The sequence below is a fragment of the Rhodococcus sp. IEGM 1302 genome (assembly GCF_030056935.1).
Classification (GTDB): domain Bacteria; phylum Actinomycetota; class Actinomycetes; order Mycobacteriales; family Mycobacteriaceae; genus Rhodococcus_F; species Rhodococcus_F qingshengii.
Map to the genome: position 1 here is coordinate 15,129 of NZ_JASHKY010000007.1, position 12,839 is coordinate 27,967.

Below are 12,839 nucleotides of genomic sequence, written 5' to 3' on the forward strand. Positions count from 1 at the left end.
GTGGCGTGATGTCGCACGCACCGAATACGCCCAGACGCACTCTCGCTGTTCTGGGCGTATTCGGCGTTGTGGTGGTCGTAGTTGTCGCCGGCGCACTGTGGTGGTTCGCGCGCGGCGACGACGCTCTTGCCGGCGAGAATCTCGATTCGTTCCCGGCCGTCGACCACAGCATTCTCAGCGCTCAGCAGAGTGCGCTACTGGGCGTCCTCGAGCAGGAGTGGGAGTCAGGGAGTCCCGGCACCAAATACGCCGAGGGTGTCGAAGAATCGTGGTGTGCCGATTTCGTGAGCTGGTCGATGAACCAGATCGGCACGCCGTTCTCGAACCCCAACTCAGGGTCGTGGCGCATCCCCGGGGTGTACACGCTGCAGGAGTATTACGAGTCCGTCGACGCGTTTGTCCCCTACGGTCAGGACTACCAACCCAAGGTCGGCGACACGATCCTGTACGGCGACTCGAGCCCCTTCGGCCAACACGTCAACGTCGTTCTGGTCAACGACGCCGGCACTCTGACGACCGTCGGCGGCAACGAGAACAACAAGGTCATGCTCCATCGCATCGTCCCGTCGGAAGTCCCGGGGATCGTCGGGTTCGGCGTCATCTGAGCCCGAGCCCCACCGTCGTTGCTTGATGGTTCTTGCGATGTGCAGAGGTGAGGCTACAGATTGGGGGTTGCCGTTGGATGGCACTTGCTTTCAACCAATATTCGGATAATTCCGTGTTTCCGTCATTGACAGATATTGGACATCTGTGAAGAAGTTTCCCTGCCAACTAGATTCGTATCCAGCTGTCCCCCACCCAGAACAGGAATTCGATGCGCCCTGGTGAGCTCACCACTCTCGAGCAGATACAACTCATGGCCCGCGCGGCTGCTGCGCAGGCCATGAGTGCTCCGTCGATGCTCCGACTCCGGCTCGGCCGCTACCCCACTCGCACACCCGAGCTGCGCAAACGCCCACTCCCCGACACCAAGCTGTGCAGCGAAGCGCTCGATCACGCCAGAGGAACCCTCTCCCCCGCGGTCTTGAACCACAGCCTGCGCTGCTGGATCTGGGCCGACGCCTTCGCGCAGATCGATGCGATCGAGTACGACCCCGAAGATCTCTTCACTGCGTGCGCCCTTCACGATGTCGGACTGGGCGCAGAAGGATCGGCCGAGCACGGGTGTTTCACCTACATCAGTGCCGCAGACGCAGAAGAACTCGCGACCCGAGTGGGAACTTCGGAGAGGTCGGTACAGCGAATCGGCGAAGCGATCCGTCTGCACATGGATCTGACCGTCGACCGCGGCGCGGGCGCTGACGCCTATCTACTGCATGCCGCAGCGCATTTCGACGTTGCCGGTCGGCGTGCGCCCGAAATTCCGCGAGCAACTGTTGATGCAGCAATCGCGGAGTACCCGCGAACAGGGTTCACCGACGAGTTCACGCAGTCGATGAGGCGCGAGGTCCAGCTCCGTCCGCACTCTCGCGCGGCGACGCTCTGGAGATCGGGCATGGCACTGCCGCTCCGAACCAATCCCCTGGATTGGAAGAGCCGCTAGCTACGTCCAGTCCTCGAGCACCGCGGTTCGTGATCCTCCGACGTTCCCGGTATTCACCACGCCCACGGGTTCGATCAACATCACCTCCGCTTCCTCTTCGGCGATGGGACAATGCTCGACTCCGCGAGGCACAACGAACAATTCACCGGGCCCCAGCGAAACATCTCCGTCGCGCAGTTGGATTCGGATCTGCCCCTTTGTCACCAGAAACATTTCGTCGGTGTCGGTGTGGGAGTGCCAGACGAATTCACCTTTGATCTTGACGATCTTGATCTCGTAATCATTGAGGGCCGCAATCTTCTTGGGCGACCAGTGCTCGGTGAACTGACCGAACTTCTCGCGGAGCGATACCGCTGTTGCCGAACTGTTCATGTTGTTCCTCCCTCGGGCGCGCCACCACTGCGATGACGACCCCGCCACTCTTCGTCACCCGAGGCAGCTGCGTCTTGTACGTTTCTGACATGGACCCCCGCGGCGCACAGATCACCGCGTGGGCACCGAGCCTCGCGGGAATCACCGAGGTCTTCCATGCCGATTTCGTCGGACACGCCTATCCCAAACACACGCACGATCAGTGGTCCCTGATGCTCGTCGACCGCGGCACGATTGCATACGACCTCGATCATCGCGCTCATGGCGCAGCACCAGAGATCGTGACTCTGTTGCCGCCAGGCATTGCACACGACGGAGTTCCGGTCACCGAGGCCGGATTTCGTCAACGAATCCTCTACCTCGACACGTCAGTTCTCGGCGAGGTCCTCATAGGCCCGGCGGTGGACAGCCCCGAGATTCGAGACCCTCTGCTGCGCCATCGCATCGATCAACTGCACTCTGCACTCGGCCCGGACGGCGAATCACTCGAGGCCGAAAGTCGCCTGGGGTTCCTCGCTGAAAGATTGAACGAGATCCTCACACCGGCCACAGGTCGATCCCTTCACACGCCGACCGTTGACGAACGCGTTGCCGATCAACTTCGGGACCTGCTCGATGCGCGACTCACAACGGGAATCACGATGCGGGAAGCGTCGAACATCCTGCAGCGGAAGCCCACGTATCTGATCAAGAACTTCGCGAAGCATTTCGGGCTTCCGCCTCACAAGTACGTGACGGGACGTCGAATCGATCTGGCGCGACGCGCAATCCTCGCCGGGCGCGAATTGGCGGACGTGGCCGTCGACGTCGGATTCCACGATCAATCCCACCTGTCGCGGCACTTCGTCAAGCATGTCGGGGCGCCGCCCGGCAAATACTCACTGAACGTGGCCAGTGGAGCGCGCTAGTCGCAGCACCTGGCACCGGTTTCGTTGAGCAGACACTGGTTCCGGTCAGCTGGAGTCTGTGTCCACTGAATAAAAACGGTGTCAGGTCCCAACGATCAAGCAGCCGTCTCGAGGTCGACCAGGAGGAAGTCCTCGCGCCGCGGCCCGTATTCACGATCGGTCAGCTGGTACGAGCGCAACGCACGAGGTGCACGCGCCAACTCGTAGAAGCGCTCGGAGCCAGGCACGAATTGCCTCGTAGCCCAACCCCAGTTCGGGCCGTGCGGAAACTTCGGGTCGGGCAGCATGTCGGACTCCATCGACATGAGCCGCAGGCGCCGAACTACCCCGGTCGTGGCGGCATCTGCGCCGAAGTCTATCCACGCCTGACGCGCGTTTGGGTCGTCACGAGGAGTTCCGGCAAGTAGGTGCAATGCACCCGCGACTTCGGCAACCGCCCACCGGCGCGGGTTGTCGACATTCCAGGAGAGTCCCCACCGGACGGTCTCCCCCAATTCTGGAGGAACAAACCACCGAAAACGCAGACCGTCGATGACTACCGGCGTGATCATCGCGTCGAGGTTCGCCGACGCACCGACCATTCGACCGGCTCGACCGCATCGTCGAGCCCGAGAACCACGCGAGCTGCGTTGCGCCCTTGATCGAACAGGGACTGGCGAACCGTTGTCAGGCCGGCGTCCGATGCGGCTGTTGTGTCGTCCCATCCGACGACTGCGACATCGTCGGGCAGCGCGAGGCCGAGTTCACGGATCGCGTCCAGAACCCCCAGAGCCAGTTCGTCACTCATCGCCAAGATGACATCGGGCCTTCGGCTCTCGGGAACGTCGAGCAGGGACCGAGCCATCCGCGCACCCTCGCTCCGCTCGTTGACAGTGACGACCCCTACCCTCACCGAGGGCCAATCGAGGCCCGCGTCGCGGACGGCGCGCTCGTAGCCCTCGAGCCGATGGCGGGACACCGGAAAGAACGCTTCACCTGGATCCACGTCCATCCGAATCTCGGACCGACGCTCACGATCCCACGGAAGGCTGATCACCGCGGGCCGCTGCGCCCCCGACAACCCGACTGCCGCGATCGCGACGGCGCCGGCAACATCGTCCATCCCGACGAGATCCACACCCTCGTGCAACGGACCACCCTGGATGCATGCGGGTTTTCCGGTGCCGACAATCGCGTCGAGGATGGGATCGTCGAAGACGGTGGTCCAGACGACAAAACCGTCTACTGCCGCGTCGCGAACTCTGTCGACGTCTCCCGGTTTCCCCGAGTTCGGCAGCATCATCAGCCCGGCGTTCGCATCCAGGCACGCTTCGGCGACTCCCGAGAGGAATCGCCGAGCTACTGCGTCTTCGAAGGCGTACGTCAGCTTCTCGCTGAAGACGACCGCGATGTTGTTGAATTTCCCGCTCCGCAAGGACTGCGCCGCCCGGTTCGGGCCCGCGTACTCGAGCTCTTCGGCGGCGGCGAACACCTTGGCCCGCGTTGATTCAGACACGCGCTCGGGCTGCGCGAAGGAGTACGACACCGACATCACCGACACGCCTGCGGCCTTGGCGACGTCGGCCATCGTCGGACGACTCGAACGCTGCGCACGTATGGCCATGAGCCTCAGCATAGCGAGTGCAAAATATCCATTGCGCAGGTGTGTATCGATACATGTATCGTTACACAACATGACTGCTCGACTGCCGAAGGCAACCACGCTACGGCTGATGACACTGGCCGGAGCAGCCTTCGCCTACGTGACGGCCGAAATGCTCCCCGTCGGACTGCTCAGCGAAATCTCGACGGACCTCGACGTCACCGAAGGGCGTGTCGGCCTACTGCTGACCTTCTACGCATACGGTGTCGCGGTCTTGACGCTTCCGCTGATCGGAGCGGTCAAAACCTGGCCGCGACGACGCGTCGTCGTTCTGACGGTGGCCACCCTCGCGGTGTCGCAACTGGTCGCAGCATTGGCCGTCAACTATCCGATGCTCGTGATCGGACGATTGCTCTGCGCTGCGACGCACGGAGTGTTCTGGGCTGTCGTTGCACCGGTCGCTGCCACCCTGGTTCCGCGCGGACAACAGGGCAAGGCCATCGCGATGGTGTATGCCGGTACGTCTCTCGCTTTTGTTCTCGGAGGACCCCTGTCTTCGGCGATCGGCCAGTCCTGGGGTTGGCGGACCGCGTCGGCGGCAATCGGTGTGGTGGCAGTGGGCATTGCTTTCTCACTGCATCGTGCGTTGCCAGAAATGCCGGTCGATCAACACCATCGGAGTAAGCGAGACAAACCGAAGCCGACACCGGCGATGAAACGGGCACTCGCCGTCATCTGCGCGGCAACGCTGTTTGCCGCCCTTGGGCAATTCGCTTCGTACACGTTCTTCACACTTCTGGTGGAGGAAAGCCTCGGCTCGTCCGGTGGCATCCGTACCGCGATGCTTCTGGTCTACGGCGCCGCCGGCGCCGTCGGAGTGTGGGTCGCCGGCAAGTACTACGACCGCCGACCACGCCTCTTCACGCTCATCTCGATCGCGACGGTGGCAGGCGCGCTGGCCATCTTCTGGCTCTTGGCGCCGTCGATGGGAGCGTTCGCTGTCGTCGCCACGATCTTGTGGGGTGCGGCGTTCACCACCGTTCCGATCTGCCTCCAGTCCTCGGTTCTGCGCGCCGTCCCTATCGGGACCGACCGTGCCTCGGCCATCTACGTTGTCGTGTTCCAGATCGCGATTGCAACGGGCGCTCTGCTCGGTGCGGCCGTCGTCGACAGTGGCGGGCTCTCACATCTGGCGGGCATCGGGGTCGCTCTGATGATCGCTTCGTTGGCGATAGTCGGGTTCGGCCGACGCGCGTTTCCCCAGGAACCGGAACGGTCTACTCACTCCCCCACCGACGCGCCGGCCGGACTCTCGTCGTAGATCAGGGTGTATCGCCAGAACAGTCGTCTCCTGATCCGGCTACCTGGCAGACACAACGCGGCCGCGCGCCGGACGTCAGCCATCGACTCACCCGGTTCCGCGGTGGGAGCTGTCATCGCCTTCAGTGGCTCGGAGGCAACCCGTCGATGCTTGACGACGCCGACGACGGGATTGCACACGGTCGCCAACACCGACAGGAGTGCGTCGGTGGCTGTGGTCGATCGATAACACCCGACCACGACGAGCCGCCCGCCCGGTTCGAGCAGGCTACTCAGCTGCTTCATCGATTCTTCGAGTGGAAGATGATGCAACGCTGCGACGACTGTGATCGCGTCGTACTTCGCCTCGGATGCAAAGTCCTCGATCCGCTGCGCGTCGATGATCACGTTCCCGTCGTCGACAAACCTTGCGCGCACGGCGGCCGAGGTTGTCAGGTCGGGTTCCACACCGACCACCACGTCGAACCGCCGACGCAAGAGGTCGATCAGATTGCCGGTCCCGCTCCCCACGTCGAGAGCGCGACCGGACCTGACCCCGCGCAGATTACGTAGAACCCACCGGCCGTAGTGATCGTTGTGACTCCACGGATGGCGTCGATTGAAACCGTCCAAGCGAGCAATCCCACCCATACCCGACGGTATCAATCCGAGCCCGCGCACCGGCCGTCACAACCGCGGGTCGACCGGCTCCGATTCGAGAGCCAGCACCGCGAACACGGCCTGGTGCGCTCGCCACAAAGGTTCACGGTCGACGAGCCTGGATACCGCCTCCATGCTGAGCGCGTACTCGCGCAGCGCCATCGACTGCTTGTGTCCGAGGTTGCGGTTACGCAACCTCGCAAGCGTCGACGGTTCGAGGTAGTCGGCACCGTAGATCAATCGCAGGTACTCCCGGCCGCGGACCTTGATCCCCGGCTGAACCTTCGCGTTGTACCCCCGCGGTCCGTGAATCTGATTCGCCAGCGGTTTGACGACCATCCCCTCACCACCGTCGCCGGTGAGCGACTCCCACCACTTCGTCGCTTCGAACACCGAGTCCTCGGAACCGAGATCGACCACCAGGCGACGTGTAGTGGTAAATCGACTCGGGTCGGCCGCGGCCAGGCGGTCCGAAATACCGAGGTGCCATTCGTGATCCCGTTCCCCGTACGACTGGCCCTCGGCCGCCAGAATCTGGAACGGCGCGATGGTGACGCCGTCCAGTCCGTTCGTCGGCCACACGTACCGTCGGTACGCCTCGCCGAAGCGCTCGATACTGGCGGCCCGAACAGTTGTCTGTTCGAACATCTCCGCCACGTCCAGGCCCCGCGACCCGGCCCGCGCCAGCACGGCCTCGCGAGCTGTGAGGTCTGATCGCCCGGCCGCCGCGACCGACGCGTACTGCGAGCGCAGCAGACCTTCCGCTTTGACGTTCCACGGCAACAGTTCGCAGTCGAGGAGCAGCCAGTCGGTGCCCAGCTCTTCCCACAACCCAGCGGAGGTGACTGCGGCGGCGATGTCGTCGATCAACTGCTGAGTCAGGTCGTCGTCGAAGAACTGGCGGCCGGTGCGGGTGTGCACCATCCCGGTGAGCGCATCCGGTGCGTCGAAGCGGGACTGAGCAACCGATCGATCACGGCACACGAGCACCACTGCCCGCGAACCCATGTGCTTCTCTTCGCAGATCACTGTTCCGATTCCGCCGGCCCGGTATGCGTCGAACGCGGTCGACGGGTGTTCCAGATAGTCATCGGATTGGGCGCTCGCGCAGGGCGCCATGGTCGGCGGTAGGTATCGCAGCCATTGCGGCGCGACCGCGAATCGGCTCATCACTTCCAAGGCGCCGGCAGCGTTGTCGGTGCGAACGGACACTCGACCGCGCAGTTCGGTGTCGACGCCGGTCGTTTCGAGGACGTCGGCGAGATCGAGCACGTCCGGATCACGAGTCGGCGGTGCCAGCGGTACCACCGGCTCGTACCAAACCTGCTCCGCCGGAACCGACACGATCTCTCGTTCCGGGTATCGAAGAGCCGTGAGGGATCCACCGAACACACAGCCGGTGTCGAGGCACGCGGTGTTGTTGATCCATTCCACCTCGTGCACCGGCGTGTGACCGTAGAGGACCATGGCTGATCCTCGGTAGTCCTGCGCCCACGGGTATCGAACGGGTAAGCCGAATTCGTCCGTCTCACCGGTAGTTTCACCGTAGAGCGCAAAGCTCCGGACTCGACCGGATGCCCTGTTGTGGTAGTCCTCCTTGAGACCGGCGTGCGCGACAACGAGTTTGCCGTCGTCCAGGACGAGGTGCGCGACGAGCCCGTCACAGAAGTCGACGACGCTGTCCCGGAACTCCGCCGACTCGGTGGCCATCTGCTCGAGGGTCTCGGCGAGTCCGTGACTGGCCGTGACCTTCTTACCGCGCAAGGCCTTGACGAGTTTGTTCTCGTGGTTACCCGGAACCGCTATCGCATGTCCCGCCGCGACCATCCCCATGACCAGACGCAGCACACCGACCGAATCCGGTCCTCGATCCACGTAGTCACCGAGGAAGACGGCAGTTCGCCCTTCCGGCGGCACCGCATCGACAGCTCTGCCGTCCGTCCCGTAGTCGACGGTGTAGCCGAGTTTCACGAGGAGCGTCTCGAGCTCACTTCGACATCCGTGGATGTCACCGATGACGTCGAACGGACCACGCTCGACACGCAGATCGCTGCGGAGCGGGTGGCGCAAGAATGTGGCTTCGGAAACCGCGTCCTCACCTCTGAGGATGTGAACCGAACGGAAACCTTCCTTACCCAGCCCGCGGAGCGAGCGAGTCAACTGTTGGTGCTGACGGCGAATCACGTCGCGTCCGAACGTCCGATCAGAGCGAGCGTCGTTTCGTGCAGAACAGACCGATTCCGGAACATCGAGCACGACTGCCACCGGCAGTATGTCGTGCTCGCGAGCCAACGCAACGAGTCGCTTGCGCGCGGCGGGCTGGACGTTGGTCGCGTCGACCACCGTGAGACGTCCGCGTCGCAAACGCTTGGCCGCAACGAACTCCAGCACTTCGAAAGCATCGGACGTCGACTCCTGTGAGTTCGGATCATCACTGATCCACCCTCTGAATGTGTCACTCGAGAGGGTTTCGTACTCACCGAAGTGACGCGCCGCGAAGGTCGACTTTCCCGAGCCACTGACGCCGATGAGTACTACCAGGGCGAGATCTGGAATCTCGTACACCGTCATGACGTTCGTGCCTCCTTCGTGAAGATTGCCATCTGTGTCGGCCCGCCAAGGACCGGATCAATTGCTCCGACAAATTCGAACTCCACGCAATAGCCGTGGACTCGGGCCATTTCGGTTGCCCAGTCGCGGAATTGGGTTCGGGAGAACTCGAACCTGTGATCGGGGTGCCTGAACTCTCCCGCGGCCAATGCCGGATACAGCACGTTGTAGTCGGCATTCGGAGTAGTCAGCAGCACATACTGCGGTGCTGCGTCCACGAAGACCGATCTGACCAGCGCCGGCAGGCGCGCCGTGTCGACGTGCTCGACCACCTCCATCAGCACGGCTGCGTCGAAGCCTTTCAAGCGTGCGTCGCGGTACGTCGCGGACGACTGCATCAAAGACACACGTTCACGTTGGGCGTCGGACATTTCGGTGAACTTCAATCTGCGTTGCGCCCGTGTCAGTTCGCGCGCGCTCACATCGACGCCGACAAGTTTGTCGAATTGAGCGTGCGGCATCAGCGCCTCGATCAGTTTGCCTTCGCCGCAACCGATGTCGACAATCGTTCTGACGTGCAGTCGCTGAAGTGTCGCCAAAACTGCGTCGACGCGAAGCCGTGCCAGCGGCGGATCCGGTCGCGGTAGTTCGATCTGCGCCTCTGCTTGGTCGGGAATCAGTCGATCGACCACCGATTCGACCAGGTCGCGTCGACGCGCCAGGTAGCGGGACATGATCAGCGCGGAATCCGGATGCGACGCCAACCACTCTCCAGCGACGCGGATCAACTTGTCTGCCTCGTCGGGTCCCACCCAGTAGTGCTTCACGTCGTCGAGGACCGGCAACAGCACGTAGAGGTGCCGAAGGGCACTCTGCACCGTGTGTTCCCCGGTGAGCGTCAACGACACGAAGTCGGAGTTTCCCCACGTCGGCAGGTGCGGATCAAGCTGCACCGGTATCGCGGCCACATCCCAGCCCAGCGGCTCGAACAACCGACGAGGCAATTCCGCATCGCCGCCGCACGGAACCACCGGAATCGAGACGGTCAACGCGAGTTCGGTTCCGACGAGTTCCGGGTGCGACTTGCACGTTCCCGTCAACGCGGTGCGAAACAGCTTCGACAGAGCAACCGAGAGTATGGACGACGCCGCATACGGCCGATCGTTGACATACTCACCCAGCGAAAAGTTGTCGCCACTCTTGCCGCGTCGATACCTACTCTGCACAAGTTCGATGGGGTCGACGTCCACAATCACTGCCACCGTGGTCTTTTCGGCTGAGGCCTCCGGGTACAGAACCGTGGCGGTGCCGATCGCCAAGTCGAAGCTTTGCACGCGGTCGGGATGTTTGTGCAGCAGGTAGCTCAACGCGGTCGCATCAGGAGTCTGCGGGGTCGGGGTGGACGTCAGTGTGAGTAGCACCAGGCGAATGTAGCCCGGCAAACGTCCGGGGCGCCTCCGATTTACGCGCCCGCGGCCGTCAGAACAAAGTGAGAGCTGCTCCCGCACCCACCAGTTCCCGGGGCGCCTCACGCGGCTCACTGCCAGCTGCACTGACGTCTCGATGCTCCGAACGACCACCCAACCCATGGCGCTCGACCAATGGCTCGACACGGCTTGCGAGCCAACGCTTGTATTCGGGAGTGACATACGCGCCCCGCCCGTACAGCTCGCGGTAGCGACGGATGAGCGCCGGATGTTCCTGAGCAAGCCAATTCATGAACCAACCCCGAGTACTCCCCCGCAGGTGCATCGGGAAGACCGTCACACTCGTCGCACCGGCTTCGGACAGTGCCTCGAACAGCCCGTCGAGATGACTGGTGGAGTCGGTGAGGAACGGAATGACCGGCGCCACCATGACATTGCACGAGAATCCCGCGTCGGTGATGGCGCGGATCATCTCGAGACGCGCCCGCGGCGACGGGGTACCAGGCTCGATCTGCTTCTGAAGTGCAGCGTCGTTGATCGCCAACGACACTCCGATTCCGACGTCGACCTGCGCTGCCGCCATTTTCAACAGCGGCAGGTCCCGTCGGAGCAAAGTTCCCTTCGTCAAGATCGAGAAGGGAGTTCCGGATTCGGTCAACGCGCGAATAATGCCGGGCATCAAGCGGTATCGGCCCTCGGCTCGCTGATAGGGATCGGTGTTGGTACCCAGTGCCACCGCCTCCCGTTTCCAGGACTTTCGCGCCAACTCTTTGCGGAGCACCGCGGCAATGTTCGTCTTCACGACCACTTGGGAGTCGAAATCCGCGCCGGCGTCGAGGTCGAGATACTCGTGACTCGGTCTCGCGAAACAATATCGGCATGCGTGCGAGCAACCACGAAAAGCGTTGACGGTGAAGCTGAACGGCAACGTCGACTCTTCGGGCATCTTGTTGAGCGCGCTCTTGCAGAGCACCTCGTGAAACGTGATTCCCTCGAACTCGGGAGTCTGCACGGAGCGAACCAACCCGGCTCGTTCGAGTCCGGGTAGCGCTCCGTCATCTGCATCCAATGCCTGACCCGACCACCTCATGGCCCCAAGTCGAACACTTGTTCTAAGGTATGTCAAGATGGAGCGAATACCTGACCGTGCCTCACCACGGCCGGGAAGTTGTTGGCAGAATTCGGTGCATGTCGAACAGAATCAATATTTCGTCCGGTTCCGAATGGGAACCCAAGATCGGTTACTCCCGTGCCGTGCGCATCGGTAACCAGATCGCAGTCTCCGGCACCACCGCTCCTGGTGAGACCCTCACAGATCAGACCCGCGCAGCGCTCGAAACTATCAAGGCAGCACTTGCCGAGGCCGGCGCCTCGCTCGACGACGTCATCCGCACTCGCATGTACCTGCGCGACATGACGCAGTGGGAGCAGGCCGCTCTCGCGCACGGTGAAGTGTTCGGCGAGATTCGTCCCGCCACGACGATCCTCGAGGTCAGCTCGCTGATCGACCCCGCTCTGCTCATCGAGATCGAGGCCGACGCGGTTCTCAGCTGATCGCCAATCCGGACATTTGTGAAATGGGCGCCTAGTCTGAGCCGATGAAACCGATGCGGCTGTATCCGTTGACGCTCGCGCTCGGCATCACCGCCGCTTTCCTCTCGCCCGGTTCTGCACTCGCAGAACCGGGCGAGAGTCTTTCGACGGCTTGCGGCAGCCAGTTGAGCAATGCCGAGGTGGGCCGGATTGCCGAACTCAGCGACGTCACGACCCTGAACGGTGCCGGACTGCCTCGGCTCGAGACCGCTGTCGAACGTCATCGTGAGATCACGTCGATCCTCGTCTCACACCACGATTGGCGAGGCTTGTTCTCCATCGGCCTCGACGCTGTCGAACACGAGGCGGTGATGCCGCTGCAGCGAGACCCTGCGGCCTTCGCCGATGACGAGTGGGCCCATTCCGTCAGCTTCGAATTGCTGCGCAGGTACCTGGTGAACGTCCATGCGGAGTTCACCGGTACTCCCACCGATCCGGCGTGGAGCAACTACTTCGCCCTGACACGTCAGTGCGACGCCAGTCCAGCACGGGTCGCCATGGCCGGCTACAACGCGCATCTCACCGTCGACCTCGCTCACGCCGTCGCCACGTCCGGAACCACTGCGGAGGATGTCCCCGATTTTTACAAGATCGTCGATTCCATTGCCGTCAAGGGTGGTTCGATCGTGACCCTCACCAAGGCCGAGTACGACGCCGATCTGGGGCCGCTCTGGCGGTTCTACTTCGTCGGCGAAGGACTCGACCGATTGGCCGGAAACTCGCAGCCCTCGGAACTGCTGCTCCGCGCCGCCGACAGCGGATACAACACCATCACGCTGGCCAACGGATTCGCCCTCCAGAATCCGCAGACACGTCCGGGCGCAGAACAGGAGATCGACGCACTCTGGCGTACTACAGATTCCGCTCTCGACGTACTCTCGCGACTCGGTGGTCTCTGACATCTC

General features: G+C 62.7%; 13 protein-coding genes. 6 read left to right on the top strand and 7 right to left on the bottom strand.

What is annotated here, in order from left to right; all coding sequences use genetic code 11:
• Positions 1-5: 5 nt before the first annotated feature.
• Together QM609_RS13395 and QM609_RS13400 are read left to right on the top strand one after the other, a co-directional pair.
• Positions 6-605: a CHAP domain-containing protein gene (locus QM609_RS13395; protein WP_030536433.1), complete on the top strand. Its 600-nt coding sequence runs from the start codon at positions 6-8 to the stop codon at positions 603-605.
• A 209-nt stretch (positions 606-814) separates the two neighbouring features.
• Positions 815-1,543: an HD domain-containing protein gene (locus tag QM609_RS13400; RefSeq protein WP_050656334.1), complete on the top strand. Its 729-nt coding sequence runs from the start codon at positions 815-817 to the stop codon at positions 1,541-1,543.
• Here QM609_RS13400 and QM609_RS13405 read toward each other — a convergent pair whose 3' ends face one another.
• Positions 1,544-1,915 carry a cupin domain-containing protein gene (locus QM609_RS13405; protein WP_030536435.1) on the bottom strand — a complete coding sequence of 124 codons (372 nt, stop codon included), beginning with the start codon at positions 1,913-1,915 and terminating at the stop codon, positions 1,544-1,546.
• An 89-nt stretch (positions 1,916-2,004) separates the two neighbouring features.
• On the opposite strand from QM609_RS13405, the gene QM609_RS13410 reads away from it, so the two are divergent.
• A complete protein-coding gene (locus QM609_RS13410; protein ID WP_042919858.1) occupies positions 2,005-2,823 on the top strand; it encodes a helix-turn-helix domain-containing protein in 819 nt (272 codons plus the stop codon).
• 95 nt (positions 2,824-2,918) lie between these two features.
• On the opposite strand, the gene QM609_RS13415 is transcribed toward QM609_RS13410, so the two are convergent.
• Both QM609_RS13415 and QM609_RS13420 read right to left on the bottom strand, forming a co-directional pair.
• Positions 2,919-3,374, bottom strand: coding sequence for a hypothetical protein (locus QM609_RS13415; RefSeq protein WP_228232707.1), 456 nt, complete (start codon positions 3,372-3,374; stop codon positions 2,919-2,921).
• Complete coding sequence (locus QM609_RS13420) at positions 3,371-4,426, bottom strand: LacI family DNA-binding transcriptional regulator (RefSeq protein ID WP_228232709.1); 1,056 nt, start codon at positions 4,424-4,426, stop codon at positions 3,371-3,373. The genes QM609_RS13415 and QM609_RS13420 overlap by 4 nt, the downstream gene beginning before the upstream one ends.
• Before the next feature lie 70 nt (positions 4,427-4,496).
• Here QM609_RS13420 and QM609_RS13425 point away from each other — a divergent pair, with 70 nt between their 5' ends.
• Positions 4,497-5,726 carry an MFS transporter gene (locus QM609_RS13425; protein ID WP_003944893.1) on the top strand — a complete coding sequence of 410 codons (1,230 nt, stop codon included), beginning with the start codon at positions 4,497-4,499 and terminating at the stop codon, positions 5,724-5,726.
• Here the strand turns inward: QM609_RS13425 and QM609_RS13430 are convergent.
• The 4 genes from QM609_RS13430 to QM609_RS13445 are packed head-to-tail and all read right to left on the bottom strand — an operon-like array spanning position 5,687 to position 11,431.
• A complete protein-coding gene (locus tag QM609_RS13430; RefSeq protein ID WP_283337295.1) occupies positions 5,687-6,355 on the bottom strand; it encodes a class I SAM-dependent methyltransferase in 669 nt (222 codons plus the stop codon). The genes QM609_RS13425 and QM609_RS13430 overlap by 40 nt on opposite strands.
• Before the next feature lie 36 nt (positions 6,356-6,391).
• Positions 6,392-8,935, bottom strand: a complete 2,544-nt coding sequence (locus QM609_RS13435; RefSeq protein ID WP_050656332.1) for a polynucleotide kinase-phosphatase — start codon at positions 8,933-8,935, stop codon at positions 6,392-6,394.
• Positions 8,932-10,356, bottom strand: a complete 1,425-nt coding sequence (locus QM609_RS13440; protein WP_050656331.1) for a 3' terminal RNA ribose 2'-O-methyltransferase Hen1 — start codon at positions 10,354-10,356, stop codon at positions 8,932-8,934. The genes QM609_RS13435 and QM609_RS13440 overlap by 4 nt, the downstream gene beginning before the upstream one ends.
• A 37-nt stretch (positions 10,357-10,393) precedes the next feature.
• Positions 10,394-11,431, bottom strand: coding sequence for an Rv2578c family radical SAM protein (locus QM609_RS13445; RefSeq protein WP_003944842.1), 1,038 nt, complete (start codon positions 11,429-11,431; stop codon positions 10,394-10,396).
• A gap of 98 nt (positions 11,432-11,529) precedes the next feature.
• Here QM609_RS13445 and QM609_RS13450 point away from each other — a divergent pair, with 98 nt between their 5' ends.
• Entirely contained in the window at positions 11,530-11,895 is a 366-nt protein-coding gene (locus QM609_RS13450; protein ID WP_019748335.1) for a RidA family protein, read from the top strand.
• Positions 11,896-11,948: 53 nt separating this feature from the next.
• On the top strand, positions 11,949-12,833 hold the full coding sequence (locus tag QM609_RS13455) for a DUF5995 family protein (protein WP_081305406.1): 885 nt from the start codon (positions 11,949-11,951) through the stop codon (positions 12,831-12,833).
• Positions 12,834-12,839 lie beyond the last annotated feature (6 nt).

Coding starts and splice junctions, on each gene's coding strand:
- QM609_RS13400 (WP_050656334.1), top strand. CDS start 815: ATGCGCCCTGGTGAGCTCACCACTCTCGAGCAGATACAACTCATGGCC.
- QM609_RS13405 (WP_030536435.1), bottom strand. CDS start 1,915: ATGAACAGTTCGGCAACAGCGGTATCGCTCCGCGAGAAGTTCGGTCAG.
- QM609_RS13410 (WP_042919858.1), top strand. CDS start 2,005: ATGGACCCCCGCGGCGCACAGATCACCGCGTGGGCACCGAGCCTCGCG.
- QM609_RS13415 (WP_228232707.1), bottom strand. CDS start 3,374: ATGATCACGCCGGTAGTCATCGACGGTCTGCGTTTTCGGTGGTTTGTT.
- QM609_RS13420 (WP_228232709.1), bottom strand. CDS start 4,426: ATGGCCATACGTGCGCAGCGTTCGAGTCGTCCGACGATGGCCGACGTC.
- QM609_RS13425 (WP_003944893.1), top strand. CDS start 4,497: ATGACTGCTCGACTGCCGAAGGCAACCACGCTACGGCTGATGACACTG.
- QM609_RS13430 (WP_283337295.1), bottom strand. CDS start 6,355: ATGGGTGGGATTGCTCGCTTGGACGGTTTCAATCGACGCCATCCGTGG.
- QM609_RS13435 (WP_050656332.1), bottom strand. CDS start 8,935: ATGACGGTGTACGAGATTCCAGATCTCGCCCTGGTAGTACTCATCGGC.
- QM609_RS13445 (WP_003944842.1), bottom strand. CDS start 11,431: ATGAGGTGGTCGGGTCAGGCATTGGATGCAGATGACGGAGCGCTACCC.
- QM609_RS13450 (WP_019748335.1), top strand. CDS start 11,530: ATGTCGAACAGAATCAATATTTCGTCCGGTTCCGAATGGGAACCCAAG.
- QM609_RS13455 (WP_081305406.1), top strand. CDS start 11,949: ATGCGGCTGTATCCGTTGACGCTCGCGCTCGGCATCACCGCCGCTTTC.